25 protein-coding genes are annotated in these 26,930 nt (G+C 74.0%); 8 read left to right on the plus strand and 17 right to left on the minus strand.

Features of this window, described 5'->3' with window-relative positions:
* From AB0J57_RS34465 to AB0J57_RS34495, 7 genes are all read right to left on the minus strand, one after another.
* A partial coding sequence (locus AB0J57_RS34465) for an aromatase/cyclase (protein ID WP_366132367.1) occupies window positions 1-533 on the minus strand: 533 nt, incomplete at its 3' end.
* Window positions 534-604: 71 nt separating this feature from the next.
* Entirely contained in the window at window positions 605-2,353 is a 1,749-nt protein-coding gene (locus AB0J57_RS34470; RefSeq protein ID WP_366132368.1) for an FAD-dependent oxidoreductase, read from the minus strand.
* Window positions 2,350-2,637: an antibiotic biosynthesis monooxygenase family protein gene (locus AB0J57_RS34475; RefSeq protein WP_366132369.1), complete on the minus strand. Its 288-nt coding sequence runs from the start codon at window positions 2,635-2,637 to the stop codon at window positions 2,350-2,352. Before AB0J57_RS34475 ends, AB0J57_RS34470 begins: the two co-directional genes overlap by 4 nt.
* A gap of 36 nt (window positions 2,638-2,673) precedes the next feature.
* Window positions 2,674-4,287: a class I adenylate-forming enzyme family protein gene (locus AB0J57_RS34480; protein WP_366132370.1), complete on the minus strand. Its 1,614-nt coding sequence runs from the start codon at window positions 4,285-4,287 to the stop codon at window positions 2,674-2,676.
* A 120-nt stretch (window positions 4,288-4,407) separates the two neighbouring features.
* On the minus strand, window positions 4,408-5,679 hold the full coding sequence (locus tag AB0J57_RS34485; RefSeq protein WP_366132371.1) for an FAD-dependent monooxygenase: 1,272 nt from the start codon (window positions 5,677-5,679) through the stop codon (window positions 4,408-4,410).
* Entirely contained in the window at window positions 5,676-6,437 is a 762-nt protein-coding gene (locus tag AB0J57_RS34490) for a thioesterase domain-containing protein (RefSeq protein ID WP_366132372.1), read from the minus strand. Before AB0J57_RS34490 ends, AB0J57_RS34485 begins: the two co-directional genes overlap by 4 nt.
* Before the next feature lie 13 nt (window positions 6,438-6,450).
* Window positions 6,451-7,272: an AfsR/SARP family transcriptional regulator gene (locus tag AB0J57_RS34495; protein WP_366132373.1), complete on the minus strand. Its 822-nt coding sequence runs from the start codon at window positions 7,270-7,272 to the stop codon at window positions 6,451-6,453.
* Between the two features lie 172 nt (window positions 7,273-7,444).
* Here AB0J57_RS34495 and AB0J57_RS34500 point away from each other — a divergent pair, with 172 nt between their 5' ends.
* The 4 genes from AB0J57_RS34500 to AB0J57_RS34515 all read left to right on the plus strand — a co-directional run bounded on the left by AB0J57_RS34500 (window position 7,445) and on the right by AB0J57_RS34515 (window position 9,682).
* A complete protein-coding gene (locus AB0J57_RS34500) occupies window positions 7,445-7,873 on the plus strand; it encodes a hypothetical protein (RefSeq protein ID WP_366132374.1) in 429 nt (142 codons plus the stop codon).
* A gap of 26 nt (window positions 7,874-7,899) precedes the next feature.
* On the plus strand, window positions 7,900-8,106 hold the full coding sequence (locus tag AB0J57_RS34505; RefSeq protein WP_366132391.1) for a helix-turn-helix transcriptional regulator: 207 nt from the start codon (window positions 7,900-7,902) through the stop codon (window positions 8,104-8,106).
* Window positions 8,103-9,080, plus strand: coding sequence for an NAD(P)-dependent alcohol dehydrogenase (locus AB0J57_RS34510; RefSeq protein WP_366132375.1), 978 nt, complete (start codon window positions 8,103-8,105; stop codon window positions 9,078-9,080). Before AB0J57_RS34505 ends, AB0J57_RS34510 begins: the two co-directional genes overlap by 4 nt.
* Window positions 9,081-9,223: 143 nt before the next feature.
* Window positions 9,224-9,682 carry an NUDIX domain-containing protein gene (locus AB0J57_RS34515; protein WP_366132376.1) on the plus strand — a complete coding sequence of 153 codons (459 nt, stop codon included), beginning with the start codon at window positions 9,224-9,226 and terminating at the stop codon, window positions 9,680-9,682.
* Window positions 9,683-9,698: 16 nt separating this feature from the next.
* On the opposite strand, the gene AB0J57_RS34520 is transcribed toward AB0J57_RS34515, so the two are convergent.
* Window positions 9,699-10,655 carry a sigma-70 family RNA polymerase sigma factor gene (locus AB0J57_RS34520; RefSeq protein WP_366132377.1) on the minus strand — a complete coding sequence of 319 codons (957 nt, stop codon included), beginning with the start codon at window positions 10,653-10,655 and terminating at the stop codon, window positions 9,699-9,701.
* Between the two features lie 21 nt (window positions 10,656-10,676).
* A complete protein-coding gene (locus AB0J57_RS34525) occupies window positions 10,677-11,885 on the minus strand; it encodes an FAD-dependent oxidoreductase (protein WP_366132378.1) in 1,209 nt (402 codons plus the stop codon).
* A 233-nt stretch (window positions 11,886-12,118) separates the two neighbouring features.
* Between AB0J57_RS34525 and AB0J57_RS34530 the strand changes: the two genes are divergently transcribed.
* Both AB0J57_RS34530 and AB0J57_RS34535 read left to right on the plus strand, forming a co-directional pair.
* Entirely contained in the window at window positions 12,119-12,880 is a 762-nt protein-coding gene (locus tag AB0J57_RS34530; protein ID WP_366132379.1) for an alpha/beta fold hydrolase, read from the plus strand.
* Complete coding sequence (locus AB0J57_RS34535; protein ID WP_366132380.1) at window positions 12,877-13,872, plus strand: AfsR/SARP family transcriptional regulator; 996 nt, start codon at window positions 12,877-12,879, stop codon at window positions 13,870-13,872. The genes AB0J57_RS34530 and AB0J57_RS34535 overlap by 4 nt, the downstream gene beginning before the upstream one ends.
* 52 nt (window positions 13,873-13,924) lie before the next feature.
* On the opposite strand, the gene AB0J57_RS34540 is transcribed toward AB0J57_RS34535, so the two are convergent.
* The gene (locus tag AB0J57_RS34540; RefSeq protein WP_366132381.1) at window positions 13,925-14,944 is read right to left on the minus strand and encodes a beta-ketoacyl-ACP synthase III; all 1,020 of its coding nucleotides are present in this window, start codon (window positions 14,942-14,944) and stop codon (window positions 13,925-13,927) included.
* Between the two features lie 404 nt (window positions 14,945-15,348).
* On the opposite strand from AB0J57_RS34540, the gene ccrA reads away from it, so the two are divergent.
* Window positions 15,349-16,701, plus strand: a complete 1,353-nt coding sequence (gene ccrA, locus AB0J57_RS34545) for a crotonyl-CoA carboxylase/reductase (protein WP_366132382.1) — start codon at window positions 15,349-15,351, stop codon at window positions 16,699-16,701.
* Window positions 16,698-18,455 (plus strand): 3-hydroxyacyl-CoA dehydrogenase family protein, encoded by a 1,758-nt coding sequence (locus AB0J57_RS34550; RefSeq protein ID WP_366132383.1) that lies wholly within the window; start codon window positions 16,698-16,700, stop codon window positions 18,453-18,455. The genes ccrA and AB0J57_RS34550 overlap by 4 nt, the downstream gene beginning before the upstream one ends.
* 28 nt (window positions 18,456-18,483) lie before the next feature.
* Here the strand turns inward: AB0J57_RS34550 and AB0J57_RS34555 are convergent, their stop codons facing one another.
* From AB0J57_RS34555 to AB0J57_RS34585, 7 genes are all read right to left on the minus strand, one after another.
* Window positions 18,484-20,766, minus strand: a complete 2,283-nt coding sequence (locus AB0J57_RS34555; protein WP_366132384.1) for a LuxR family transcriptional regulator — start codon at window positions 20,764-20,766, stop codon at window positions 18,484-18,486.
* A 111-nt stretch (window positions 20,767-20,877) separates the two neighbouring features.
* A complete protein-coding gene (locus AB0J57_RS34560; RefSeq protein ID WP_366132385.1) occupies window positions 20,878-21,711 on the minus strand; it encodes a 4'-phosphopantetheinyl transferase superfamily protein in 834 nt (277 codons plus the stop codon).
* Window positions 21,708-23,498 (minus strand): polyketide synthase, encoded by a 1,791-nt coding sequence (locus AB0J57_RS34565; RefSeq protein WP_366132386.1) that lies wholly within the window; start codon window positions 23,496-23,498, stop codon window positions 21,708-21,710. The genes AB0J57_RS34560 and AB0J57_RS34565 overlap by 4 nt, the downstream gene beginning before the upstream one ends.
* A 14-nt stretch (window positions 23,499-23,512) precedes the next feature.
* Window positions 23,513-24,244 carry a phosphopantetheine-binding protein gene (locus AB0J57_RS34570; protein ID WP_366132387.1) on the minus strand — a complete coding sequence of 244 codons (732 nt, stop codon included), beginning with the start codon at window positions 24,242-24,244 and terminating at the stop codon, window positions 23,513-23,515.
* 44 nt (window positions 24,245-24,288) lie between these two features.
* Window positions 24,289-24,939: a ScbR family autoregulator-binding transcription factor gene (locus AB0J57_RS34575; RefSeq protein ID WP_366132388.1), complete on the minus strand. Its 651-nt coding sequence runs from the start codon at window positions 24,937-24,939 to the stop codon at window positions 24,289-24,291.
* A 14-nt stretch (window positions 24,940-24,953) separates the two neighbouring features.
* A complete protein-coding gene (locus AB0J57_RS34580; protein WP_366132389.1) occupies window positions 24,954-25,787 on the minus strand; it encodes an AfsR/SARP family transcriptional regulator in 834 nt (277 codons plus the stop codon).
* A gap of 233 nt (window positions 25,788-26,020) precedes the next feature.
* Window positions 26,021-26,755, minus strand: a complete 735-nt coding sequence (locus AB0J57_RS34585) for a ScbR family autoregulator-binding transcription factor (RefSeq protein ID WP_366132390.1) — start codon at window positions 26,753-26,755, stop codon at window positions 26,021-26,023.
* Window positions 26,756-26,930: the final 175 nt, after the last annotated feature.

Below are 26,930 nucleotides of genomic sequence, written 5' to 3' on the forward strand. Positions count from 1 at the left end.
AGGAAGTCGTACACGAGCTCGGCGGGTCCGTTGACGCGTACGGAGTCCTCGAAGGACAGCACCAGATCATCCAGCCGCCCCCACCGCTCCGCCAGCCGCTTCAGGTTGTCCAGCTCCGCGCCCGTGTTGCCGGCGAGCGCCCGCTCCACCCAGGCCACGTCCTCCGGCCGGTCGCCGGTCACGGTGAAGTCACTGTGCAGGGTCAGCAGGCTGGTCCCGCCCGGGCGCTCCTCCACGAGCCAGGTGCCGTTCATCGTCTCGACCGGCGCCTCGGGGTTGAGCTGGCGGAAGTCGATGCGCCGCTCCTGCGGGTCCTGCACCCGCCGCGAGAGCCACGACCGGATACGGCCGCCGGCGGTCGCCCACATACGCAGCCGCTCGTACCTCCCGTCGAACTCCAGCCGCTCCACGTGCACGGTCGGCGGGAAGAACAGCGGCCACTGCACCGCGTTGGAGATCAGCCCGTAGACGACCCCCGCCGGTGCGGCCACCTCGACCGACTGCGTCCTGCGGTGCACACGCTCACCCGACACCACACACCACCTTCTTCTTTCCTCGGTGAATCGATGAATCGACAAACGCTCGACCCGTGCAAGGGCCGCCGTCACGCCCCGTGTTCCTCCACCCGCCGGGCGCGGGCGGTCATAGCGAGCCCCGGCTCCGGCCGGGCCGCGTCGGCGAGCGGTACGGCCGGCCGCAGCGGGGCCAGCGCCCGGCCCAGCGCGACCCGCGTCAGGGCGGTGCCGCGCGCGGCGACGTACCCGTCGGGGCGCACCAGCAGCCAGCCGCCCGGCGCCAGGCCGAGCGCCACGCGAAGCCGCCCGTCCGGGTCGGCGAGCGGGGCGGGGCCGTCGGGGCCCGAGCCGCCGACGGTCCGTACCGACAGCCACTCGCCGTACTGGGCCGCCGCCGTGATGGCCACGCCCACCGGCACGTCACCCGGTCCGGTGCCGCCCGCCGCGAGCAGCAGCGTCCAGCGCGGGTCGCGCAGTTCGGCACGCAGCCCGGCGCAGCCGGGGTCGTCGGTGTCGTGGACGTGGGCCTGGGTGACGCGTTCGCCGGGCGCGGGCGCCAGGGTCGGTTCGACGCCGGCCATGACGGCGGAGCCGGACCCGGCGACGAGCCGGTAGCCGTCGACGGTGGTCAGGGACGAGGTGCCGTAGCCGATGCGCAGCCCGGACATGCCGCCGAGGACCTTGCGCTGGATGGCCCGGCGCAGCGGCGCCACGTTGCGTACGACGGTGAAGACGACGGGCAGCGCCACCGAGGCGAGCAGGTTCTTGAGCTGCACCAGGAAGGTGGCGGTACGGGTGGAGCCGAGCAGCGCCCGGCCGATGGGCACCCGTTCCTCGTCGTAGGTGTCGAGGAGTTCCCGCCCGGCGTGGCCCTGTTCGGCCATGGCGAGCTTCCAGGCGAGGTTGTACGCCTCCTGGATGCCGGTGTTCATGCCCTGCCCGGAGGCCGGGCTGTGCACATGGGCGGCGTCCCCGGCGACGAAGACGCGGCCTTCGTGCATCCGCTCCACCATCCGCTGCTGGAAGGTGAAGGTGGAGGTCCACTCGGGCTCGCCGACCCGTACGTCACGGCCGAGCCCGGCCGACAGCTTCTCGGACAACTGCTCCTGGGCGGCGCGCGGACCGTCGGCGCGCGAGGCGGGCGCGGTGTCCAGCAGCCGCCAGTGGCCGTCGCGGGCGTAGGGCACCATCATCAGCGCCTGTCCCCCCGTGTGGGCCCAGTAGATGGTGTCGGGCGGCAGGTCGGTGGCGACCGGCGCGTCGGCGAGCATCCACGTCTCGCTGGTCTCGCCGGTCAGCTCCAGGCCGAGCAGTCTGCGCACCGTGCTGTGGCCGCCGTCGCACCCCACCAGCCAGGACGTCTCGACGCTCTCCTCGGCGCCGTCCGCCCGCGCCAGCCTCACCCGTACGCCGTCCGTGTCCTGCTCGAACCCGGTGAGCCGCACGCCCCACTCGACCTCCACGCCGAGCCGGGCCACGGCGTCGCGCAGCACGGCCTCCGTCTCGGTCTGCCCGATGACGAGGGTGTACGGGTACGAGGTCGGCATCGTCGAGTAGTCGGCGTCCAGCCGCACGAGCCGGCGCCCCTTGGCGTACATGGTGAACGCCCGGTTCCGCCGGCCGCGTCCGAGGATGTCGCCGACGACGCCCATCTGGTCGTACGTCTCCAGGGTGCGCGGATGCGTGGCCACGGCCCGGCTGGTGCGGGCGGGCCCGGACGCGGCGTCGACGAGACGTACCCGCAGCCCTCTGCGGGCCAGTTCGTGGGCGGCGGTCAGGCCGACCGGTCCGGCGCCCGCGACGAGGACCTGGGGCCGGTCGCCGGAGCCGGGCGTCACGCGCTCTCCTCGACCGTCTCGTACAGCCCCGGCTCGGGCGTGGCCAGCGGGCCCAGGCCCTTGACGATCGCCTGGAACTCCTCGCTGCGCACGGCGCGCTGGTGGGCCTCGGCGTCCTGCCACACGGCCAGCTCCAGGAAGACGTTGGGGGCCTTGGCGTGGCGCAGCGTCTGGTGGCTGACGTAGCCGGGCTGGGCGGACATGTAGGAGGTGAGGCGTCCCTTGACGGCGAGGAAGGTGTCGATGTCGCCGTGCACGGTCAGCTTGTTGACGAAGGTCACCATGGTCTGCTCCTGGGGTTCGAGGCGTTGGGTGGTGGGTCAGGCGGCGGCGCGGGCCCTGAGCTGCTGCCGCAGGCCGCGCCGTTCGGGCTTGCCGGTGGGGGTGCGGGGTACGGCGTCGATCGCCTCGGCCATGCGGATGCGCTCGAAGGGCGCGAGCCGCTCGTTGGCCCGCGTGGTGATCGAGTCGAGGACGTCGAGGACGTCGATGCCCTCCACCGTGCCCTGCCCGTAGCCGGGGTACGGTCCCGGGTCCGGGTCGTCGTGCAGGACGATCCCGGCCCAGACGAGGCCGCCGTGCACGTCGTCGGGCCAGTCGGCGACGATGCAGTCGGCGACCCTGGGGTCCTGGCTGAGGACGTGCTCGATCTGGCTCGGGGAGACGATCTCGTTGTCGTACTTGAAGATGTCGGCGAGCCGGTCCACCAGCCGCAGCGCCCCCTCGTCGTCGAGGTAGCCGACGTCCCCGGTGGAGAACCAGCCGTCCTCGTCGATCCGGGACGGCTCGTCGTCCCCGAGGTAGCCGGCCATCAACTGCGGCCCTCTGACCTGCACCTCGCCGGTCGACCAGACGTCCACCGGCTCGCGGGAGTCCACGTCGACGAGACGGCACTCGGTCCCGGGTACCACCTGGCCGACCTTGCCCGGCCGGTAGGCGCCGGGCTGCTGGCAGTGGGTGAGCGGGGACAGTTCGGCCATGCCGTAGCCCTGGATGACGGGCACACCGATCCGGTCGCGCAGGGTCCGCGCCGCCTCGGGCCGCAGCCCGGAGCCGCCGGAGAGCACGGCCGTCAGCCGGGCGCCGCCCGGTGCGTGGCCGGCGTCGGCCAGCCGCCCGTCGGCGGCGAGCCGGTGCAGCCGGGCGGGCAGGCCGTAGTAGTGGGTGGCCCCGGCCCCGGCGGCCGCGGCGAGCGAGGCGAGCGGGTCGGGGTCGGTGCACAGCACCTGGCAGGCACCCGCGTACACCGCCGAGTTGAGGTGCATGACGTGGTAGAGCGGCAGGTGGTTGAGGGTGACGGACGCGCAGTCCAGCCGGTGTGCGAGCGCGGTCTGCTTGGCGTTGGCGACCAGGTTGCGGTGGGTGAGCAGGACGCCCTTGGGACGGCCGGTGGTGCCGGTGGTGAACTGCACGCAGGCGATCGAGCCCGGGTCGGTCCGGCCCGTCCCCGGCGCGTCCGGCGCCGACGCGAGCGCCGTGTGCAGCGGGACGGCGTCGCCCGGGACCACGCCGTCCGGCGCGTCGGTCACCACGATGGTGCGCAAGGAGGGCAGCGCGCCGCGCAGCTTGGTCAGCACCTCGGCCGTGGCGGTGGGCACGAACGCCACCTCCACCTCGGCGGCGGTGAACACATGCCGCAGCCCCGCCTCCCTGATCAGCGGGTTGACCAGGACCACGGTGGAGCCACTGCGGGCGGTGCCGTAGTAGGCGGCGGCGAACACCGGGTCGAGGACGTTGGCCACGCCGACCCGCGCGCCGGGCCGGCCGCCGGTCTCCCGCTCCAGCCAGGCGGCGACGCGGTCGGCCAGGGTGTCGAGTTCGCCGAAGGTGAGTGCCGTGTCCGCGTTCCGTACGGCGACGCCGTCGGGGTCACGCACCGCCGCCGTACGCAGCAGGCCGTCCAGCGGGAAGTCCGGATACGTGAAGTTCGGCACGGGCTCGTTCTCCTCCGGCTGGTCGGTGCGCGGCCGCGGTTCACCGCTCGGCGGCTTACACGGTGTGCCGGAGCGCTTGAGGAACCGTCGAAGAGCGCTGGAGGAGAACGCGGGCGCGGGTCAGCCGCGGGTGGGAGCCGTGACGGTGGACGCCGGAGCGGTGGAGGTGAACAGGTCGGTGCGTACGGACACGGGGTCGGTGCCGTACGCGACCGTGCGGGTGATCCGCGCGCCGAGCGGGGTGCGGGTGACCAGCGCGGCGGCGCGGGAGCGCACCCGGGTGGTGACCGGTCCGCCGCGCCCGAGCAGCGCCTTGGCCTGCATCCGCTGCATACGGTGGACGGCGGCCGCGACGGGGCGGCGCCGCCGCTCGTACGGCAGCAGCCGCTCCCGGCGGGCGTCGCCCGTGCGGACGGCCTCGACGAGCACGGGGTGGGCGGCGGCCGCGTCCTGGAGGGCGAGGTTGATGCCCTGGGCACCGATGGGGCCGTGGGTGTGGGCGCTGTCGCCGACGAGGACGAGCCCGTCGCGCACCCACTCCCCCGCCTGCGCGGCGAACACGTCGAGCAGGGTCAGGTCGGCGAGGCCACGCAGCCCGTCGTGGAGGAGGTCGGCGAACTGCGGGAGGGCGTCGGCCAGGTCGCGGCGGATGGCGTCGATGCCACGGGCCGCCGCCCGGTTCCAGGTGCGGTGCGGCAGCGTCCAGCCGATCCGCAGCCGGTCGGGGTGGGTGTCGTGCACGAGCAGCGCGCCGCCCTCGGTGCGGTGGACCCGTACGTGACCGGTCGCGCGGCCGGCGGCGGGCAGCGCGAACCAGACCACGTCCTGGTCGAACGCCTCCGAGCGCCCCGCGTCGATCCCGGCGAGCCGCCGCGTGCGGGAGAACCGGCCGTCGGCGCCGACCACGGCGAGGGCCCGCACGGTCACGGCGGTGCCGTCCCGGCCGTTGGCCACGGCCCCGGTGACCGGCCCGTCGCCGTCCCGTCCGCCGTCCCGCAGCAGCGCCCCGATCCGGTGGCCCTCCAGCAGGGTGAAGCCGGGCAGTCGCCGGCACGCGTCGAGGAGTTCGGCCAGCAGGTGCCGCTGGGGCAGGGCGAGCAGCCGGTCGTACGGGGCGGCCAGCCGCCGGTAGTCGATGTCGAGCAGCAGCCGGTCGTCCTGGAGCACCTGGAAGCCCGCCAGGTCGCACGCGCCCCGGGCCCGGGCGCCGGCCAGCACGCCCAGGTCGTCGAGGACACGCTGCCCGCCCGGCTGGAGGATCTCGCCGTGGAAGTCGCGGCGCAGCCCGGTGGAGCGCTCCAGCAGCGTGACGCGCACCCCCGAGCGCAGCAGCATCAGCGTCAGGGCGAGCCCGGCGGGCCCCGCGCCGACCACGCACACGTCCGTGTTCATCGGGCGCCCGCCCGCACGGCGGCGGGTGCGGTACGCCGGACGACCCGGCAGGCCCGCCCGAGGAGCCGGGGCAGTTCATGGCCGCGCAGGAAGAAGTGGTCGCCGGGCACCGTCCGGGTCACCACCGGGCCCGTGCTCCAGCGCCGCCAGCCGTCCATCACGGCGGGCTGGGCCAGCGGGTCGTCCTGGCCGGAGACGACCAGCAGGGGCACGGTCAGCGGCCCGGCCGCGACGGGCTGGCGGGCGGCGACCCGCAGGTCGTGGGCGAGGGTCAGGTCGTCGCGGAGCACCGGCATCACGGCCCGGTGCCAGAACCCGCCGGGCGCCGCGCCCTCCGGGAGGGCGCCCACCTCGTCGAGGAGGCCCAGCAGTTGCTCGTCGGAGGCGCCCCAGGCGTCCGACAGGTCGGAACCGGCGTCGGGCGGCGGGCAGGCACCGAGGGCCAGCAGCGCCGGCCCGGGCAGCCCCGCCTCGTGCAGGGCGCGGGTGACGGTGTAGGCGACCATCGCGCCCAGGCTGTGCCCGTACAGCACGTACGGGACGGACGGCACCTCGGACACGAAGGCGCCCATCAGGTCGGCCAGCAGCGCCTCGCGCCCGGTGACGCGGGGCTCGCGGCGCCGGCTCTCGCGGCCCGGCAGCAGGTGCGGCACCGTCTCGACGCCCCGCCCGAGGTCGGCGGGCCAGCCGTAGAAGGACGAGACGCCGGCCCCGGCGTGCGCGAAGCAGTGGAGTCGTACCGGCTGTGCGTCGGACATCGCCATCCCTCCCCTACGCCGCGTACAGGTCGAAGGTGGAGCTGCGGCGCGGTCCGCTGACCACGTCCAGCGCCGGGTCGACGGTGAGCATCGCCTGGTGCAGCCGCTGGAGCTGCGGCGAGGGCTCCACGCCGAGGTCCTCGACCAGCCGCATCCGCAGCCTGCGGTACACGTCCAGCGCGGTGGCCTGCCGCCCGGAGCGGTACAGCGCCACCATCGCCTGCGAGTGCAGCCCCTCGTGCTGCGGATGACGGGCGATCAGATCCGTGAGCTCGGCGAGGAGTTCGCTGTGCCGGCCCAGCCGCAGATCGGCGTCGATCCGCCGCTCCACGGTGACCAGGCGGCTCTCCTCCAGCCGCATCACCTCGATCTCCAGGATCGGCCCCACGCGTACGTCCACCAGGGCGGGCCCCTGCCACATCGCCAGCGCGTCACGCAGCAGGCTCGCCGCCCGCTCGTCCTCGCCCTCCTCGAAGGCGCCCTGCCCCGCGGAGACCAACTGCTCGTAACGGTGCACGTCCACGCACTCCGGCGGGATCTGGAGCAGGTAACCGCCGTGCCGGGTGGCCAGCACTTCCTTGGCGGACCCCGGCGCGTCCGGCCCCATCGCGGTGCCCAGCCGCCGGCGCAACTGGAGTATGTACGTCTGGAGGGTCGTCATGGCGCTCTGCGGCAGGTTGGTGCCCCAGATCTCCTCCATGAGCGTGGGCACCGGCATGACCCGGCCGGGGTAGAAGGCGAGCAGAGCCAGAATCTGGCGCGGCTTGCCCGCGGTCGGAACGATCGATCCCCCGTTGACTTCGGCGTTCAGTGGACCCAGAACCTGAATCTCCACGGTTTCCTCCCCGTTGGCCTTCGGCGCCCAGCACGCTAGCCCCGATCCCGCCGACCACCCCGAGACCTCGACCCGCGCTTGAGCAGCCCTCCAAGGGGGGCGCGGGGCCCGAACCCGAGAAGGGGTGTCAAGAATCCTTTACTCGATGTCAGTCCTGCTTTACATTCATCACGTGACACACGAAGAAAAGCGCGCGTGGATCATCGCGGTGCTGGCTCTTGGCACATACGCGGTCTATCTCGCCGTCATCCTGACCCGGGCCGCCGGCACCCCTGTGGCGGAGGTGTCCTACGCGCCGCCGCTGCTGTGGGCCGTGGGCATCTCGATCGCCGCGTCGATCGTGCTCAGCATCGCCGTCTCGATCGGCGCGCCGAAGGACGCCGGCAGAAGAGACCAGCGCGACCGCGAGATCCACCGGTTCGGTGAGTACGTCGGCCAGTCCTTCGTCGTCCTGGGCGGGGTGGCGGCCCTGGCCCTGGCTCTGGCCGAGGTGAACCATTTCTGGATCGCCAACGCGATCTATGCCGGGTTCACCCTCTCGGCGATCGTCGGCTGCGCGGCGAAGCTCGCCGCCTACCGCTGGGGATTCCAGCCTTGGTGAAGGAACCGACCAGAGTCACCAACTCCATCCGGGCCCTTCGCTTCGCGCACGGCGAGATGACACAGGCGGAACTGGCCGACCGGATCGGCGTGACCCGCCAGACCGTCATCGCCATCGAGAAGGGCCGCTACTCGCCCTCTCTGGAGATGGCCTTCCAGATCGCCCGGGTGTTCAAGGTCCCGCTCGACGAAGTGTTCCAGTACGTGGACGAAGAAGAAGGAGACACCGCATGAAGGCGATCGTCCAGGACGTGTACGGCCCGCCCGATGTCCTGCGACTGCGCGACGTCGACAAGCCGGTGCCCGGCGACGACGACGTCCTCATCCGGGTACGGGCGGCCGGGGTCGACCCCAGCGTCTGGCACCTGATGACGGGCCTGCCGTACCCCATACGCCTCATGGGCTTCGGCCTGCGCGCACCCAAGCTCCGGGTACGGGGCTGGGACGTCGCGGGCACTGTCGAGTCGGCCGGCCGGAACGTCACCCGCTTCCAACCCGGCGACGAGGTCTTCGGCACCTGCGAGGGCTCCTTCGCGGAGTACGCGTGCACCCGGGAGGACAGGCTGGCGGCGAAGCCGCCCGGGGCCAGCTTCGAGCAGGCCGCGGCCGTCCCCATCTCCGCCTTCACCGCCCTGCACTCCCTCCGCGAACAGGGGCGGATACAGCGCGGACACAACGTCCTGGTCATCGGCGCGGGCGGCGGCGTGGGGACGTACGCCGTCCAGCTCGCCAAAGCGGTGTTCGACGCCGAGGTCACCGGCGTATGCGGCACCGACAAGACCGAACTGGTCCGCTCCCTCGGCGCGGACCGCGTCATCGACTACACCCGCGACGACTTCACCGCCGACGGCCCCCGCTACGACCTCATCCTCGACACCGCGGGCAACCGCCCCCTCTCCCACCTCCGGCGCGTCCTCACTCCCCGCGGCACCCTCGTCATCGTCGGCGGCGAAGCCGGCGGACGCTGGCTCGGCGGCCTCCACCGCGCCCTCGGAGCCCTGGCCCTCTCCCCGTTCATCCGCCAGAACCTGCGCGCACCCTTCGTGAAGGAACCCCAGGCGGACGTCCTCCAGTCCCTGGCCGAGCTCATCGAAACCGGCCGGATCACACCCGTCATCGACCGGACGTACCCCCTCAGCGAGGCCGCCGACGCCATCCGCCACTGGGAAATGGGCCACACACGCGGCAAGCTCGTCCTCACGGTCTGAGTCCTGCGGCGGCGGGGCTATCGCCTGGTGATCGACGCGACGGACCTCACCCCTGAAGAGGTCGCTGAGGCAATCGCCGGCGCCGCACCGACACCCGGCACTACCTTCGACCGCACCGTCACCACACCGCAGTCGGAGAGATCATGACCGACACCACCCAGCCCGTTCCGCCCATCGTGGACGTGCACGTCCTGGTCCGGCAGGGCGAGAAACTGCTCCTGTCGCAGCGCGGCGGACCCTACGGCTACGGCCAGTGGCACGCCCCGTCCGGCAAGCTCGACCCGGGCGAGACACCCACCGATGCCGCCGCGCGGGAGCTGGAGGAGGAGACCGGTCTCCGCGTCGACCCGGGCACTCTCACGTTGCTGCACACCGTCATCCACCACCAGGGCGACGGCACGCCGGACCGCATCGGGTTCTTCTACGAGGCCACTCAGTACAGCGGCGAGCCCGTCAATCGGGAACCGGACAAGTGCCTGGAGCTCGCCTGGTTCGCCGAGCACGCCCTGCCGGAGGAGCTGATCGCGTACCCCGCCGCCGGCCTGCGCGGCAGTCTCCACCGCCCCGGCGGCCTGTCGTTCCACAACTGGCCTGGCCAGTGAGCGGTCGGCGTCCGGGTCACCACTGGGCGATGAGCGGCGTGTCCGGTTCGTGCCGCCGCCAGGCTTCGGTGAGGCGGGTGAGGCGGGCGGGGGTGGCGATGCCGCGCACGGTGGCGATCCTGCCGTCGGTGAGGTCGAACGTCACGGCGCCGACGATCTGGTCGCCGGTCACGGCGAGGATGGCGGGGGCGCCGTTGACGAGTGCGTAGTGGATGGCGGGGATGCCGCCGGCCAATCGCCGCTTCGCGGCTGTGGGCTTGAAGCCGGCCCGGGCGACGGCGGCGACGCGCTGCGGAGTGTCGAACCGCAGCAGCTTCTCGGTCAGGCCGGCGCCGTCGGAGATCGCGGTCGCGTCGTCGGTGAGCAGCGCCACCAGCCGTTCGGTGCGGCCCGAGGTGGCAGCGGCGAGGAATTCCTCGACGATCCTGCGGGCGGACGCGGGGTCGGTTTCGCCGCCGTCCTGGCGACGCGCGGCGGTGATGCGGCGCCGGGCCCGGTGGAGGTGCTGCTGGCTCGCGGACTCGGTGATGTCGAGGATGCCGGCGATCTCGGCGTGGCTGTGGGAGAACGCTTCGCGCAGGATGTAGACAGCACGCTCGAGGGGCGACAGGCGCTCCATGAGCGTCAGCACGGCCAGGGAGACCGATTCGCGCTGCTCGAACGTGTCGGCCGGGCCGAGCATCGGGTCGCCGTCGAGGAGCGGTTCGGGCAGCCAGGCGCCGACGGTGCGTTCACGGCGGGCCTGTGCCGAACGGAGCCGGTCGAGGCACAGGTTGGTGACGACCTTGGTCAGCCACGCTTCCGGCACCTTGATCCGCCGCCGGTCGGCGGCCTGCCAGTGCAGGAACGCGTCCTGCACGGCGTCCTCGGCGTCGGCGGCGGAGCCGAGCAGGCGGTACGCCAGCGAGGCCAGCCGGGTCCGGCTGGCCTCGAACCGACTGGTGTCGAAGCGATCAGTAGCGGTGCTGTCCACGCGGACCACCCTAGTTGGCGGCTACGCGACCGCCTCGACGGCGACCGCGTCCGGCGCCGCGGCCAGGCGGCGCTTGCGCTTGGGCAGGCCGAAGGTCGGGTTCGAGACGCCCCACAGCGACATCTTGAGGACGCCCGCCTTGATCCGCGCGGCCTTCCGGCCGCCCACGTACTTCGGCTTTGCCCGCGCTTCGTGGTCGACCATCTGCAGGATCCCGTCCCGCCGCCCAAGGCTGATGTGGTTGCCCAGGTAGACCTGCTTGATGCCGGCGACCTTGCGGCCGGTCAGCCGTCCCACGATCGCCTCCACGGCCTGCCGGCCGGTGGAGCCGGCCGAGGCGCAGGACATCGGCAGCGGCCGGCCGTTGTCGCCGAGGGCGTAGGCGCTGTCGCCGGCGGCGTAGACGTTCGGGTGCGAGACCGACCGCATGGTGCGATCGACGACGATCCGGCCGGTCTCGGTGACCTCCAGCCCGCTCGCGGCGGCGATGGGGTGGACCGCGAACCCGGCCGTCCACACGGTCGCGTCGGACGCCAGGGCGGTGCCGTCGGCACACAACGCCCGTGCCGCTTCGACGGCTTCGACGCCGGTGTGCTCCAGGACGGTGATGCCCAGCCGGTCGCACGCCCGGCGCAGGTGGCCGCGGGCTCCGGCGGAGAGCCGGGCGCCCAGCTCGCCGCGGGCGACCAGCGTCACCGACAGGCCGGGCCGGGATTCGGCGATCTCGGTGGCGGTCTCGATGCCGGTCAGCCCGTCGCCGACGACCAGCACACTCCCGCCTCCGCCCCGCTCCTCCAGGCTGTCCAGGCGCTCGCGCAGGCGCAGCGCCGAGGGCCGGCCGGTGACGTCGAAGGCGTGCTCGGCCACGCCGGGGACGCCGCTGTCGGCGACGTGGCTGCCGAGCGCGTAGAGAAGCGTGTCGTAGCCGAGCTCGCCGCCGCTGCCGTCGCCGAGGGCGTCGGCCAGGGCGACGGCCTGGCGCTCGGGGTCGACGGCGGTGACACGGGCCAGGCGCAGCCGTATCCCCGTGCCCGCGAAGACGTCGGCGAGCTTCCGAACCTCGATCTCCTGGCCGGCCGCCACCTGGTGCAGCCTCAGCCGCTCGACGAAGTCCGGCTCTGCGTTGACCACGGTGATCTCGGTGTCCGCCGGGGACAGCCGGCGGGCCAGGTTCCCGGCCGCGTAGGCCCCGGCGTAGCCGGCGCCGAGGACGACGATGCGGTGCTTCATGTGTCGCTCCTGTCGGTTCGCTTGCTCCTGGTGACTGAGCGGAACAGCGCGCCGATTCCTGACAGGAACCGCATGTGACGTGGGTCACGGAACAAGAGAGGCACCGCCCGAACGGTGGCGTGCACCTAGAGAAGGTCCGTACGGATGCTCGAACCGGGCTCGTACGGCCGACCGTCGCTCCCGCGCAGCGGCTATCGTCCGGGTTTGGAATGGAGACCGTCGACGGAGGCAGCATGGAACTGCGCCTGTTCGTGTTCCACCACGCCGGTGGTTCCCATCTGCCGTACCGCGACTGGCGGGGCCGCTTCCCGGCCGGGTGGGACGTGCGGACGGTGGACGCCCCGGGGCGGGGGCTGAAGGGGAACCGGCCGCCCATCGGGGACGCCGAGGGGCTGGTCGAGCACTTCCTCGGTGAGCTGGGCGGGGAACTCGGCGGGCGTTACGCGCTGTTCGGGCACAGCATGGGCGGCCTGGTCGCCTACGAGCTGACCCGGCGGCTCCTCGCCGAGGGACGCACGCCGCCCGTCTGGCTGGGCCTTTCGGCGCGCGGCACGCCCCGGCCCGGCGGTGAGGGCACCCGGCGGCACCTGCTCCCCGACGACCTGCTGCGGCGTGAGCTGGCGGCGATGGGCGGGACGCCCGCCGCCGTGCTGGAGGAACCCGAGCTGTGGGAGATCTTCGCTCCCGCGATCCGCGGTGACCTGCGGCTCGTGGAGACCTGGCGTCCCGCGCCCGACCCGGCGCCCCTGCCCGTGCCGCTGTCGGTGTTCGGCGGCACCCGGGACGCGGTGGCGCCGCCGGAGCGGCTGGAGGGGTGGGCCGAGCGGGCGGAGCACTTCCTCGGCCTGCACCTGTTCGAGGGCGGGCACTTCTACTTCCTGCCCGACCCCGCCGAACTGACCGGGCGGATCACCGAGGACGTCCGGCGTGCCCTCGCGCTCGCCGACGCGCGGGACGCACGGGAGGCGCGGCAGGCGCGCGTGGTGCCGCGATGACGGTGCTGGACCTCGGCCGCGCGACCGCCGGCACCGACAGCGGGACCGGGACCGAGGGAACCGAGTTCCGGCTACTGGGGCCGGTGGAGATACGCGACGGGCGGACCGGGGAGGACATCGTCCCGCCGGGTTCCAAGCAGCGGGCCCTGCTGTCCGCGTTCGTCATCCACGCCGGCCAGTTGCTGTCCGTCGACCGGCTGACCGAGGAGCTGTGGGGCGACCGTCCGCCGTCCAACGCCGCGAACGCCCTCCAGGCCCACGTGGCCCGGCTGCGGCGGCTGCTGCCCGCCCCCGACGGCGGCCACGAGTGGATCAGCACCCTGCCGGCCGGCTACCTGCTGACCCTGGGCCCGGCCACCACCGACGTCCAGCGCTTCCACCGGCTGTCCGCCAAGGGCCGCGCGGCGCTCGCCTCCGACCCCGGCTACGCCGCCGAACTGCTGCGCCGCGCCCTGTCGCTGTGGCGCGGCCCCGCGCTCCAGGACAGCGGGAAGGGCCCGATCTGCACCACGGAGGCCGACCGCCTGGAGGAGAACCGGCTCACCACGCTGGAGACGCTGTACGAGGCGAGCCTGCGCTGCGCCCAGCACGGCGAGATCACCGGCGAGCTGGAGAAGCTGACGGCCGATCACCCCTTGCGGGAGCGGTTCTACGACCTGCTGATGCTGGCCCTCTACCGGGGCGGCCGGCAGGCCGAGGCCCTCGGCGTGTACGAGCGGGCGCGCCGGCGGCTGATGGACGCGCTCGGCATCGAACCGGGCCCGGCGCTGCGCGGCCGGATGGAGGCCATCCTCAACCACGCCCCCGGCCTGTCCGCCCCGCCCCCACCGCACTCCCACGCGCCGGCGCGGACCGTCGCGCTCGCGGAGGCGCTCGACCTGGGCGGCGAGATCGCCCGCCTCCGGCGGCGCATCGACGAACTGGGCCTGGAACAGGAGGCGCTGGTGCGGCGCTTCGACGCCATGGTCGCGAGGCTGCCGGGCACGACGTAACGACGTACCGACGTACCGACGTACCGACGTACCGACGTGCCGATGTACCGGCTCAGCGGCCCCAGCGCAGCAGCGTCGTCCCCAGCGTCATGCCGCCGCCGAACCCGGCCAGCAGGACGAGGTCGCCGTCGCGCGGTTCACCGCCCTGGCGGGCGTGGTCCAGTGCCAGCGGGATGGACGCGGCGCCGGTGTTCCCGTGCCGGTCCACCGGGAGGTGTGTACGCGCCGCGTCCAATCCGAGGCGTGCGGCCACGCTCCGCAGCATCTCGCCGTTGGCCTGGTGCGGTATGAAGTGGTCGACGTCCCCGGCCGTCATGCCGAACGCGGACAGTGTGCCCGCGACCGCGCCGGGCAGTTCGCGCTCCACGAAGTCGCGGACGTCACGGCCCCGCATCCGGAAGAAGTGGTCGCCGCGGAGGACGGACTTCTCCGACGCGGGCTGTCTGCTGCCGCCGGCCGTGACCCCGATCAGCCCGTGCAGATGACCGTCGGTCCGCATCCCGGTGCCCACGAAACCGCGCCCCTCCCGCACCGGGCCGAGCACCACGGCGCCCGCCCCGTCGCCGAACAGCGGGGCGGTCCGGCGGTCCGACGGGTCGATGATGCGCGAGTACACCTCGGTGCCGATGACCAGCCCCAGGCGCCGTTCCCCGGCCGGCCCGGGGGCGGCCAGCAACTGGGCGCCGGTGTGCAGGGCGGCGACGAACCCCGCGCACACGGCGTTCACGTCGAAGGCCGCCGCGCGGCGGGCACCGATCCGGTGCTGGACGAACGCGGCCGTGGCGGGCTGCGGATGGTCGGGGGTGGAGGTCGCCACGACGATCCAGGCGAGGTCGTCCGGCTCCGCCCCGGCGTCGGCCAGGGCGCGCACGGCGGCCTCGGTCGCGAGGTCGGACGCGGCCTCGTGGTCGGCGGCGTAACGCCGCTCGCGGATGCCGGTCTTGCGCTCGATCCACTCGGCGGTCACCCCGGCCCGGGCGGCGACCGTGTCGTTGGACACGACCTGTTCGGGCAGGTACGACCCGGTGCCCAGGATGCCGGTCCCTCCGGTGGACCACGAGTAGACGGTCACCGCGACGCCGCCACGGGGCGCTGGTTCCTGGACCGGGGACGGGGGCTGCCGTCCGGGATTCCCGTCATGAGTTCTCCTAGCCGATCGCGAGTGGAGTTCCAGGCCCAGGATGGGCGCGGGCGACACCGCCGCGCCTCCCCTGACCGACCCCTGACTGGCCCCGACCGACCCCTGAACCACCCTGGCCGGCCCCATACGACACCCCAGGACCACCCCAGGACGACCCCAAGGCGACCCACGACAACCCCCGCGACAACCCCACGACGCCCCCCTGCCCCGGCGGCCGCACGGATTGAGGGGGCGGACAGGGGTGCCGCGGCCGCCCGCGCTGTCCGACGCTGGTGCGCAGTGGCCCGCTTCGCTCTCCTCGGCTGTCAAGAGCATCAGAGAATCAGGGAATTCACGTGGACGAGATCATCAGTGCCCTTCTCTCCGAGGACGCGACGCCGCAGGACTTCGCGAGTGTGCGCCTCCCGGAGAGCTACCGCGGTGCCGTTGTCCGCAAGGAGGACACCGGCATGTTCGAGGGAATGGCCTCCGCCGACAAGGACCCCCGCAAGTCGCTGCACCTCCAGGACGTTCCGGTGCCGCTGCCATCCGCGGGCGAGGCCCTGATCGCGGTCATGGCCAGCTCGGTGAACTACAACACCGTGTGGTCCTCCATCTTCGAGCCGCTGCCGACGTTCGGCTTCCTGGAGCGGTACGCGCGGCTCTCCCCGGCCGCGGCGCGCCACGACCTGCCGTACCACGTCCTCGGCTCCGACCTGGCGGGCGTCGTGCTGCGCACCGGCCCGGGCGTGAACCGGTGGAAGCCGGGCGACCGGGTGGTCGCGCACTGCCTGTCGGTGGAGCTGGAGTCGGCGGAGGGCCACGACGACACGATGCTCGACCCCGAGCAGCGGATCTGGGGCTTCGAGACCAACTTCGGCGGCCTGGCGCAGCTCGCGCTGGTGAAGTCCAACCAGCTCATGCCCAAGCCGGAGCACCTGAGCTGGGAGGAGGCGGCGGCGCCGGGCTTGGTCAACTCCACCGCGTACCGCCAGCTCGTCTCGCGCAACGGCGCCGGGATGAAGCAGGGCGACAACGTCCTCGTCTGGGGCGCGAGCGGCGGCCTCGGCTCGTACGCCACCCAACTGGCGCTGGCCGGTGGCGCCAACCCGATCTGTGTCGTCTCCTCCCCGCAGAAGGCGGACATCTGCCGCTCGATGGGCGCCGAGGCGATCATCGACCGCAACGCCGAGGGGTACCGGTTCTGGAAGGACGAGCAGACCCAGGACCCCAAGGAGTGGAAGCGGTTCGGCAAGCGCATCCGTGAGCTGACCGGCGGCGAGGACGTCGACATCGTCTTCGAGCACCCGGGCCGCGAGACCTTCGGCGCCTCCGTCTACGTCACGCGCAAGGGCGGCACCGTCGTCACCTGCGCCTCCACCTCGGGCTTCAAGCACGAGTACGACAACCGCTACCTGTGGATGTCACTGAAGCGGATCGTCGGCTCGCACTTCGCGAACTACCGCGAGGCGTGGGAGGCCAACCGCCTGGTCGCCAAGGGGAAGATCCACCCGACGCTGTCGAAGACGTACGCGCTGGAGGACACCGGCCAGGCCGCGTACGAGGTCCACCGCAACCTCCACCAGGGCAAGGTCGGCGTGCTGTGCCTCGCCCCCGAAGAGGGTCTCGGCGTACGCGACGAGGCCATGCGCGCCAAGCACATCGACGCCATCAACCGCTTCCGGGAAGGGTCGGCGCAGACCTCATGACAGAGCGAGAGAACACCACACTTCCGCCGGGAACGGTGACGGCCGTCGTCGGCCTGGGCTCGGTCGGCGAGGCCCTCGTGCACCTGCTGCACGGCGCGGGTCACACCGTCGTCGCCGTCGACACCGACCTCGACGCCCTGGCCCGCGTGGCGAGCCGGCTGAAGGCCACCACCGCCGCAGCGAGCGATCTCCCCGACCTCACCTTCACCGCCGACCACACGGCGCTGCGCACCGCGGACCTGGTCATCGAGGCCGTACCGGACGACCCGGCCGTCAAGACGGACGTCCTGCGCACGATCACCTCGGTCCTCCCGCCCGGCACGCCGGTCGTGACCACCGCGTCCACGCTGTCCGTCGCCCGCCTGGCCGTCGCCACCGGCCGCCCGGCGGACGTCGCGGGGCTGCGCCTGTTCGCCCCGCCCGCCCCCGGCGGCCCCGCCGAGCCGGTGCGTACGGCCCTGACCTCCCCGGGGGCGGCCGCCGCAGTGGACGCCCTGGTGGAAACCGCCGGGCTCACCCCGGTCGCGGTCGGTGCCCGCCCGGCGGCCGACGCGACCGCCCTCGTCCTCGCCTTCCTCAACCGCGCCGTCGTCCTCCTCGACGAGGGGTACGCCACAGGGCGCGACATCGACACCGCCATGCAGCTCGGCTGCGCACTGCCCGCCGGCCCGCTGGAGACGCTCGACCGCATGGGCCTCGACACGGCCCACGCCCAACTGACCGACCTGTGGCTGCGCACCGGCGACACCGCCTTCGAACCCGCCCCGCTGCTGAGCCGGATGGTCGCCGCCGGGCGCCTGGGCCGCAAGACGGGCGAGGGTTTCCACACGTACGACGAGACCGGGGCCCTACGCGCCGACGGGCAGGCGGCCGGCCGGGGCGAGCCGGCGGCCCGCGCCGTGCGCCGCGTGGGCGTGCTCGGCTCCGGCGCGATGGCGCGCGGCATCGCCGAGGTCACCGCCACGGCCGGGTACCCCACGGTCCTCGTGGCCCGCAGCGCCGGCAAGGCCGAGGAGGCGCTGGAGGCCATCGGCGGCTCCCTCACCCGCGCGGTACGCCGGGGCAAGGTCACCGCCGAGGCCAAGGCGGCGGCCCTCGACGTCCTCACCGGCGCCCACGACATGGCGGCGCTGGCCGGCTGCGACCTGGTGATCGAGGCGGTCGCCGAGGACCTCGACGTCAAGCGCGCGCGGTTCGCGGCGCTCGGCGAGGTGTGCGCGCCCGGGACCGTCCTGGCCACCACCACCTCCAGCCTCTCCGTCGCCGCGTGCGCCGAGGCGTCCGGCCGCCCGGCCGACGTCGTGGGCATCCACTTCTTCAACCCGGCGCCGGTGATGCAACTGGTGGAGCTGGTACGCACGGACACCGTGGACCACGAGGTCCTGGCCACGGCCCGGGCCTTCTGCCGCGCGCTCGGCAAGACGGCGGTGGAGTGCCCCGACCGCACCGGCTTCATCGTCAACAGCCTGCTGTTCCCCTACCTCGGCGCGGCCCTCGCCCTGCTGGAACGGCACGATGTGGACATCGAGGAGACGGACGACGCGATCCGGCACGGATTCGGCTTCCCCATGGGCCCGTTCGCGCTCCTGGACACCATCGGCCTCGACGTGTCACTCGCCATCCAGCACCGGCTGTACGAGCGCTTCCGCACGCCCGAGTACCAACCGTCACCGGCCCTGGAGGAGCTGGTGGCCGCCGGTCTGCTGGGCCGCAAGAACGGCCGCGGGCTGCGCACGGCGGCCGCCCGCCGCTGACCCGCCCATCTCTGCGCAGGTGCGCCCGTCAGCGCGGGTGCGCCGCCACCAGGGCCGCCAGGTCCGTACGGGACTTGACGCGCAGCTTGCGGTAGATCCGTGTCAGGTGCTGCTCGACCGTGCTGGTGGTGACGTAGAGCCGGGCCGCGATGGCCCGGTTGGTGCACCCCTCGGCGGCGAGCGCCGCGACCCGCCGCTCGGCCGCGGTCAGTTCGGCGATCGGGTCCGCGCCCGCCTCCTCGCCGCCGCGCAGCGCCCGCAGCGCGGCGGTGGCGGGCGTACGCCAGTCCAGGGCGCCGCGCGGCTCCAGCCGCCACCGCGCCAGCAGGTCCCGGCAGGCGTGGACGTCGCGGAGGGCGGCCCTCGGCCGGTCGACGGCCAGGTGGTAGCGCCCCCTGGCCAGCAGGTAGTGCAGCCCCGCCCGGGTGCGGAACATCGCGGCGGGCACCGGGACGCGCAGCCGCGCGGCCGCCTCCTCGTACGCGCCCCTGCGGGTCTCCGCCAGCACGGCGGCCGACAGCGGCATGCCGATGGCCACGCCCCAGGCGCCCGGCGACAGCAGGGTCAGCGCCCGCCCCGCGTACCGGGCGGCGCTGTCGTACGCACCGGTGCGGGCGTGCACCACGGCGGCCACCGCGACGGCCACCGCCCGCCGCGCCGGAGTCGCCGCCCGTGCCCCCTCCGCACCGGCCGTCAGCGCGCACCAGCGGGCGGCCCGCCCGGTCTCGCCCGCGTGCAGCAGGGCCGACAGGACGGCGGCGACGGGCACCGGCGGCGCGTGGCCGAAGACGATGGACTCCAGCACCGACTCGGCGTGCTCGTCCATGTCCTCGGGGCCGTGCCCGTGCGGCTCCTCCCCGGCCCGCAGGTACGGATAGACGTAACCGGCCGCCGCCGTGTCCGCCCCGGCCGGGCGCCCGTGCCACAGCAGCAGCCCTTCCGCGCCCTCCCGTTCCACCGCGTCCGCCGCATCCGCCTCTTCCTCGGGGTCCGGCCACCGGGCGGCCGGCTCCCGTTCGAGGGCCGGCAGGTGCCGGACGACGGCGGCGGGGTCGGTCTCCCACTCGGCGCGGGCCAGCATCGTGAGCAGCCCGGGCCCCTGGTCACCGCCCTCGCCGCCCTCCCCGCTGCCGGACCGGTGGGCGGTGCGCAGGAACTCGGCGGCCTGCCGCGCCCCGCCGGTGGCCAGCGCCTGCCGGGCCGCCTCGGCGAGCAGCGGGACGGCCCACGCCGCACCGGGCGGCCGGCCGCCGGCGCCGGCGGCGACCAGGTGGCGGGCGACCGCCGCCGGTTCCGCGCCGTTCTCGTACAGCACCAGGGCGGCGGCGGTGTGCAGCCCGGTGGCCTCCTCGGCGGACAGCTCCTCCAGCACGGCCGCCCGCACCCCTTCGTTGCGCAGCCGCCCGCCGTCGAGCAGCCCGGTCGCGTCCAGTTCCTCCAGGCAGGCGGCGACGGTCCGTTCGGGGGTCTCCAGCAGCCGGGCGACCAGGGTGAGCGTCGCCGCGTCGGCGAGCACGGCCAGGGCGCGGGCGGCCGACGCGACCGGGGCGGCGGCGCCGCGCAGGCAGGCGGTGACCGCCCGCCGGAACGCCGTGCCCGCCAGCGGCCGGGAGGGCCGCACCGGTTCGCACGCCCGGTGGTCGCCGAGCAGCCCGTGCAGGAGTCGCGGGTTCCCGCCGGTGAACCGGTGCCAGCCGGGGGCGAGCCGCCGCGCCGTCGCCCCGTCCATCGCGCCGCCCTCGGGCGCGGCCAGGAAGCCCGCGACCTCGTCCTCGTCGAGGACGGTGAGCGGTACGGGCGCACAGCGCGGGTGCCGGAGCAACTCGGCCAGCGGCAGCGGCATCGGGCCCCCGGGGGAAGGGGCCGCCGGCCGGCCGCTCAGCACCAGCAGGACCCTGGCGCCGGCCAGCCGCCCGCACACGTACAGCAGGCACCGAGCGGACGGCTCGTCCATGTGGTGGGCGTCGTCGACGAGGACCACCACGGGGCCGCTCGCGGCACGTTCACGCAGGAACTCGTGGAGCACGTGGGGCGCCGTGGAGGCGGGCGGTGAGGCATCGGGGCCGGCGCCGCTGAGCAGTTGCCCCACGACGCCGAGCGGTACGTCCGTCTCGGCCGGGGACGCGGACGCTCCCAGCACCAGCGCACCGAGGCCCACGGCCCGCTCGGCGAAGGCCCGCAACAGGGCGCTCCTGCCGGTGCCGGGAGGGCCCGTGACGAGTGCCGCGCGTCCCTCACCGCGCCGGGCGGCCGCGAAGAGCTCATCGAGCTGGGCCAGTTGCGCGCCCCGCCACGCCGGCTGCACCGGCATCCCCCCTGTTCCCTCGGGCCACCCGGACGGGCGCCGTCCCTTTCGCTCGGCAGTCTGCACAGGGCCCTGGAAGCCCCGCTGGTGCCCCACCGGAGCCCCGCTCGAACGGCCTTACGCCGGTACCGGTGCCGACACCGGTACCGGATCGGGCACCGGCACCGGATCCGGCATCGCCAGCAGCCGGGGCGATCCCCTGTCCCAGGGGAAGCCGTGGTGCAGTTGGAGCACGGGCGGCACGTCGGTGTCGCCCACCACGGCCACGGCCGCCAGCACGTCGGGCACCGGCTCCAGTTCCACGAACCGCCACGGCAGCGCGGCCTCCCCCTCGGGAGGCCGGAAGGCCAGGACGCCCCGGTCCTCGGCCAGCGTGAAGGAGAAGCTGTCGAAGGGCAGGCCGAGCCCCAGCCCGCGCGCCTTGGAGTACGCCTCCTTCAGCGTCCACAGCCGCAGGATCCGGCGGTCCTGCGGGCGGCCCGGCGCGGCCTGGGCCACCCACTGCCGCTCCTCCGGCGCGAAGGTGTCGACGATCGCGTCGAACCCCTGGTCGCCCCGGTCGAGCCGTTCGACGTCGACCCCGATCCGGTGGCGCCGCACCACACCGAGCAGGTTGTGGCCGTGGGCGTGGGAGAGGTTGAAGTCCAGTTCCCGGCCGCCGCGCGGCAGCCCTTCGGCCGGTTTCTGGAGGAACGGCCGTCCCCGCGAGGAGCGCCAGATCACTGCCTCCGCCTCGGGCACACCGCTCTCCAGCGCCAGTACGCGCCGTACGAGCGTGTGGGCGACGAGGTACTGGCGCCGGTCGCGTTCGAAGAGGAACCGGCCCGCGATCTCCTGCTCGTGCTCGTCCAGCCAGTGGGTGGCCAGGGTGGCGGCGATCCCGGGGGCGAGTTCGTCGTTGGGGCAGAACCACAGTTTGACGGGTTGGTCCACCGCTGTGGTGCTGGTCATCCGGCCGTCTCCGTCCCCTCCGCGCTCTCCCGGTGGCCGAGCCACAGGGGGCGGCGCAGGAACGCCGAGGGCGGCAGCGGCACCAGGGGCGGCACGGTGCCGTCCGCGCCCGGCCGGTGCTCCAGCGCGGCCCAGTCGACGTCGAGCCCGGACAGCCACAGGCGGGTGAGCTGCTCGACGCGGCCACCGCGCCACAGGGCGGCCAGGTAGTCGCGGGTCTCGGGCGCGTCGCCCAGTCCCAGCGGATCGGCGCCGCCCGCCCGCAGGTCCACGAACCGCACGCCCGTGCCGTCGGCGAGGCCGTCGGCGAGGCCGTCCGGGCCACGGCGTACGAAGTCCCGCAGGGCTCCGACCAGGTGGGGGACGTCGCGGGCGACGAGGGCCAGCCGGCACGGCCGGGCGGCGCGGCCCGTGCGGAGGGCGCGCGCCACGTCGGCGAGCGCCGCCCGGCCGCCCTTGTCCGCGGCGAGCCGGTCGGCCAGCCGGGCGGCGGTGGCGGCGAGGTGGGCGGGGGTGGGCGCGGAGAGCAGGACCAGTTCGTCGCGCTCGTCGCGTCCGGCGCCGTGTCCGGCTTCCGGCCGGCGGGCCGGTACGTACTCCTCCAGGACGGCCCGGGCGCCGAGTGGCCCGCCCCCGGCACCGGCCACCTCGACGGCGGCCACGCGGGGCAGTTCACGTCCCCGCTCGTCATGGGGGCGCGGCCAGGGGGCGGCGGAGGCGCCGTCCTGTGCGGGCGCGAGCGTCCCGTGGCGCAGTTGGAGTACGGCGGCGGTCAGGGCCGCGAGTCCGGTGGCGGCCCCGGCGTCGCCCACCCGGCGGGCGGTCGTCTCCCGCGTCTCGCGCAGACCGGCTCCGGACGTGGCACCGTCACCGGTACCGGCGGAGGTCGAGCGTACGACGGCGTGTACGTGGTCGCCGTCGGCGAGGGCCCGGGTCAGCGGCTTGAGCACCACGGCGCCCACGCCCTCCCCCGCGCCCCGCCGGCCGCGCGAGGGGTGCAGCAGCAGCTCGACACCACCGGCCACGGCCGCCGCGCACTCGCCGCGCCGCAGCGCACCGACGGCGAGGTGCACCGCGACGAGGGCGGAGGCCTCGGCGGCGTCGACGGCCTGCGCCGGGCCGCTCAGGCCCAGCAGCGAAGCCAGTCGGCCGGCCAGCCGCCAGTGGCCGCCGGCGGGCATCTCCCGCTCGCCGCGCGCCCAGCCCTCGGCGGCCACCAGCGCGTAGTCGGCGGCGGACACCCCGACGAACACACCGACGCCGCGCGGCTCCCCGGCCGGACCGGTCAGGGCGTCGAGCCGGGCGCCGGTGCAGCCGGCGTCCTCCAGCGCCTCCCAGGCGGTCTCCAGGAACAGCCGCTCCTGAGGGTCCATCAGGCGCGCGCTGTCGGCGGTCAGCCCGAAGAAGTCGGCGTCGAACTCCGCCGCTCCGTCCAGGAAGTGCCCGCGCTCCCCCGCCTTCAGAGGTGTTCCGCCGGGGCGCCCGAGCGGCGCGTCCGACGAGGTGTCCCGTCCCTCGCGCAGGTTCTGCCAGTAGGCGCGCAGGTCCGGGGCGAGCGGATAGCGCCCGGCGATACCGACGACGGCGAACCGGTCGGCGTCGCTCTCCGATCCGCGTACGGGCGCGGGCGCGGGCGCGGGTTCGGGTTCGGGTACGGCCACGGCTTCGGGTACGGCTGCCGGCGCGGGTTCTTCGGGTGCCGCCTCCAGCTCCGCGAGCAGTTGCACGGCCAGCCCGCGCTCCAGCGTTCCGGCCTTGAACCGGGTGAGTATTTCTCGTTCGTCCATTGCTCCGTGCCCGTTCACGTCCGCCGGGGCAGCAGGGTGAGTGCCTCGTCGACGGACAGCCGGTCGTCGCGTACCGCGTCGAGCAGCGCTTCCAGGGTCATCGGCATCGGAGCCGGTGCCGGCGCGCCGGTGAGGAGGGCGATGTGCGCGGCCATCGCGGCGAGGTTCGGGTGGTCGTACAGCGTGACGGCCCGCTCGTCGAGGCCGTACGTCTGGTTGATGACCGCCACGAACTGCGCGCCGAGGATCGAGTCGACGCCGAGGAGGTTGAAGGTGGCGGTGGTGTCGATGTCCCAGGGGTCGCAGCACAGGATGCGGGCGAGTTCCTCACGCAGCACGTCGAGCACCCCGCCCGCCGTGGGCGCGGAAACGGGCGCGGAAACGGGCACGGCAACCGGCACAGGCTCGGCGACGGGCAGGGGTGCGTGTGCGGGCACAGGCACAGGTGCGGGCCCGGACCCCCGTCCCTCCAGTTGGCCCGCCACGTGCCGGGCGAAGGCCATCGGCGTCGGGTGGTCGAGCAGGGCGGCGGCCTTGACCGCCGTACCGTACCGGGCGTTCAGCGTGGCCACGAACTCCACGGTCAGCAGCGAGTCGAGCCCCAGCGAGCGGAACGTCTGCTCGGGGTCGATCTTCTCGGGCTTCAGCCGCAGGACCCCGGCCAGCACCACCACCAGTTCGGTCACCACGTCGGGCGGCGGCGCGGCGGGTGCGGACCTGAGAGAAGTGTGACGTTCAAGGGACATGGGTGGGCTCCAAGGTGTGAGGAAGGACCGCTGCGCGCGGCGGGTCAGGCCGCCTGTTCCCCGGAGGTCCCGCCTGCGACGGCGGGCGGGCGGGTGCGGTAGCGCGCCACGTCGTCCGGCGGTACGAGCGCCAACAGCAGCGGCTGCCACAACGCCGCCACTCTGCGGCTCAGTTCGGGGTACGCCATTCCGGTGCCGGCCAGGACCCCGATGCCGCACACGGTCGCCGACAGCAGCGCCTCCGGTCCGTCCGCCCCCGCGCGGTCGAGCAGGGCACCGGCAGCGCGGGCCTGCCCGAGGAGCCGCAGCACCTCGGTGATCCACGCCTGGTGGAAGTCGGTGACCGGGGGCTGCCGCCCGGTGCACTCGTTGGTGATCCGGAAGCTGGCCCGGATGACCGGGTCGTCGTGGAGGGTCCGGGCCAGCCAGTGCGTCATGTCGATGAGCACCTGCACCGGCGGTACGCCCGCCTCCCAGTGGCGCCGGACGAAGTCGTGCAGCAGGGCGCGGCCCCGCTCCTGCACGGCGTCGGCCAGCCCGTCCTTGGAGGCGAAGTGGAAGTACAGCGCCCCCTTCGTCATGCCCGCGGCGCCGGCGATCTGCCCCAGCGTCGCGTTGGCGTAACCCTTGCGGTTGAACATCTCCGCGCCCGCGTGGACCAGTCTCTGGCGGGTCCGCTGCGATCTGGCCTGCATCTCGGCTCCTCTCCTCAGCCGACGCGGCTGAGGCGCTCGCCGCCCCCGGCGGCGACCTGGTCGAAGGCGGGCTCCGGACCGGCCATCAGGATCGACCGCTGGAGGCGCCGCAGCCCGGCGGAGGGTTCGAGCCCCAGTTCCCGCACCAGCGCGGTGCGCAGCCGCTGGTAGACGTCGAGCGCCTCGCTGCGCCGGCCGGAGCGGTGCAGCGCCAGCATGAGCTGGCCGTGCAGGTTCTCGTGGGTGCGGTAGCGGCTGACCAGCATGGTCAGTTCGCCCAGCAGCTCGCGGTGCCGGCCGAGCCGGAGGTCGGCCTCGATGCGCTGGTCGAGCGCGCACAGCCGGGTCTCCTCCAGGCGCCGGGTCTCCATCTCGAGCTGCGATCCGGTCTGTACGTCGGCGAGGGCGGACCCGGTCCACAGCGCGAGCGCGTCGCGCAACTGCCGTGCCGCGCCCGGGAAGTCACCGGCGTCCATCGCCCGGTACCCCGTCCCCGCCAGCCGCTCGAACTCCCGTACGTCGCTGGTGCCGCCCCTGGTGTTGAGGAGGTATCCCCCGGGCGTGGTGACGAGGACGTCCTTGGCGGTACGCGGCTCGGCGCCCTCCGGGTCCTTCTCCAGGGCCGTGGCGATCAGGTCCCTGAGCTGGAGCACGTAGGTCTGGAGCGTGGTCCGCGCGCTGCGCGGCGGCCGGTCCCCCCACAGTTCCTCGATCAGCATGGCCACAGGCACGACCTGGTCGGCGTGCAGGGCCAGCAGAGCCAGGACCTGCCGCGGCTTCGGTGCCGTCGGCGTCACCGAGACCCCGTTCTCACGGACGGCCAATGCGCCCAGTACGTCGATATCCACGCCGTCTCCCCTGTTCGTGCATGAATCGTGGTCAGGTCGAGTAAAAAACAGGGCGGACGGTTTGTCAATATGAAACCGTCCGCGCTGTTTTCTCTTCAACGTTCTGCCTGCTCGGCCTACGCTCTGACCTCGCGTTTCTGCCAGGAGGCGCATGGCGAGACCCTCCACGCCCACGGCTTGGAGGGTCGTTCAATAGCCAAAGCAAGGAGGATGGCGGCGACGAAACAGCATGCTCAGTCGGTTGCGGCGGCGGGCACCGCGACGCCACCGTCGTCACCGGACCGCCCCACCGGACTCCCGGCCGGGCTCCCGGACCGGCCCCCCGCCGAACCGCCGACCAGCCTCCTGGCCGGACCCTCAGCCCCGGACGACGTGACGGGCAACAGCCCGCAGCGGCCCGCGAGTCCGGGCAGAACCAGGTCCCAGAACCCCGCGATCTTCTCCTCGGTCAGCCACTCGCGGTTCTCACCGCCGAGCACCTCGAAGCCCACGGTCGCGGCCACGATGGCGCACGCGGCACCGTCCGGTGACACCCCGTCGGCCAGGCCGCCCTCCTGATCGGCGCGCCGCAGCATCTCCTCGATCCACCGCTGCCACTCCCGCCTGAGCTGGGGTTCCTCCCCGCGCGCCAGGTCTCCGCCCAGCTCGAAACCGGCCCGGACGACGATGTCGTCGGCCAGCCGGTTCATCAGCTCGTGGGTCGTGTCCACGAGCATCTGGAGGGCACTCCCGCCGCCCTCCAGCACGCCCTTGGTGATACGGGCGACCGTCTCCGCCGCCTCGTCCTCCACGGCCCGGGCGAGCGCCTTCTTGTTCTCGAAGTGGAAGTGCAGCGCGCCGTTGCTGACCCCGGCCCGCCGGCTGATCGTCGCGAGTGAAGCAGGCGCGAAACCCTCCTGGGCGAACACCTCGGCGGCGGCACGGATCAACGACTGACGTGTGCGGGCCGCACGCTCCTGCTTGACCATCAATTGTCTCCTGGCTGCGGGACACGGCTGCACGTTCCCCCGTCCGGGGCCGGTCCCGCCGAGCCCCGTCGTACTCGTGGGTTACTGGGGCGGGTTGCCGTGCTTGCGGGACGGCAGGTCGGCGTGCTTCGTGCGGAGCATCGCGAGTGAGGCGATGAGCACGGAGCGGGTCTCG

Origin of the sequence: Streptomyces sp. NPDC049837 (assembly GCF_040674455.1) — a bacterium.
Classification (GTDB): domain Bacteria; phylum Actinomycetota; class Actinomycetes; order Streptomycetales; family Streptomycetaceae; genus Streptomyces.

Coding starts and splice junctions, on each gene's coding strand:
- AB0J57_RS34570 (WP_366132387.1), bottom strand. CDS start 24,244: ATGTCCCTTGAACGTCACACTTCTCTCAGGTCCGCACCCGCCGCGCCG.
- AB0J57_RS34530 (WP_366132379.1), top strand. CDS start 12,119: ATGGAACTGCGCCTGTTCGTGTTCCACCACGCCGGTGGTTCCCATCTG.
- AB0J57_RS34490 (WP_366132372.1), bottom strand. CDS start 6,437: ATGTCCGACGCACAGCCGGTACGACTCCACTGCTTCGCGCACGCCGGG.
- AB0J57_RS34485 (WP_366132371.1), bottom strand. CDS start 5,679: ATGAACACGGACGTGTGCGTGGTCGGCGCGGGGCCCGCCGGGCTCGCC.
- AB0J57_RS34585 (WP_366132390.1), bottom strand. CDS start 26,755: ATGGTCAAGCAGGAGCGTGCGGCCCGCACACGTCAGTCGTTGATCCGT.
- AB0J57_RS34575 (WP_366132388.1), bottom strand. CDS start 24,939: ATGCAGGCCAGATCGCAGCGGACCCGCCAGAGACTGGTCCACGCGGGC.
- AB0J57_RS34535 (WP_366132380.1), top strand. CDS start 12,877: ATGACGGTGCTGGACCTCGGCCGCGCGACCGCCGGCACCGACAGCGGG.
- AB0J57_RS34475 (WP_366132369.1), bottom strand. CDS start 2,637: ATGGTGACCTTCGTCAACAAGCTGACCGTGCACGGCGACATCGACACC.
- AB0J57_RS34560 (WP_366132385.1), bottom strand. CDS start 21,711: ATGACCAGCACCACAGCGGTGGACCAACCCGTCAAACTGTGGTTCTGC.
- AB0J57_RS34525 (WP_366132378.1), bottom strand. CDS start 11,885: ATGAAGCACCGCATCGTCGTCCTCGGCGCCGGCTACGCCGGGGCCTAC.
- AB0J57_RS34555 (WP_366132384.1), bottom strand. CDS start 20,766: ATGCCGGTGCAGCCGGCGTGGCGGGGCGCGCAACTGGCCCAGCTCGAT.
- AB0J57_RS34515 (WP_366132376.1), top strand. CDS start 9,224: ATGACCGACACCACCCAGCCCGTTCCGCCCATCGTGGACGTGCACGTC.
- AB0J57_RS34510 (WP_366132375.1), top strand. CDS start 8,103: ATGAAGGCGATCGTCCAGGACGTGTACGGCCCGCCCGATGTCCTGCGA.
- AB0J57_RS34550 (WP_366132383.1), top strand. CDS start 16,698: ATGACAGAGCGAGAGAACACCACACTTCCGCCGGGAACGGTGACGGCC.
- AB0J57_RS34565 (WP_366132386.1), bottom strand. CDS start 23,498: ATGGACGAACGAGAAATACTCACCCGGTTCAAGGCCGGAACGCTGGAG.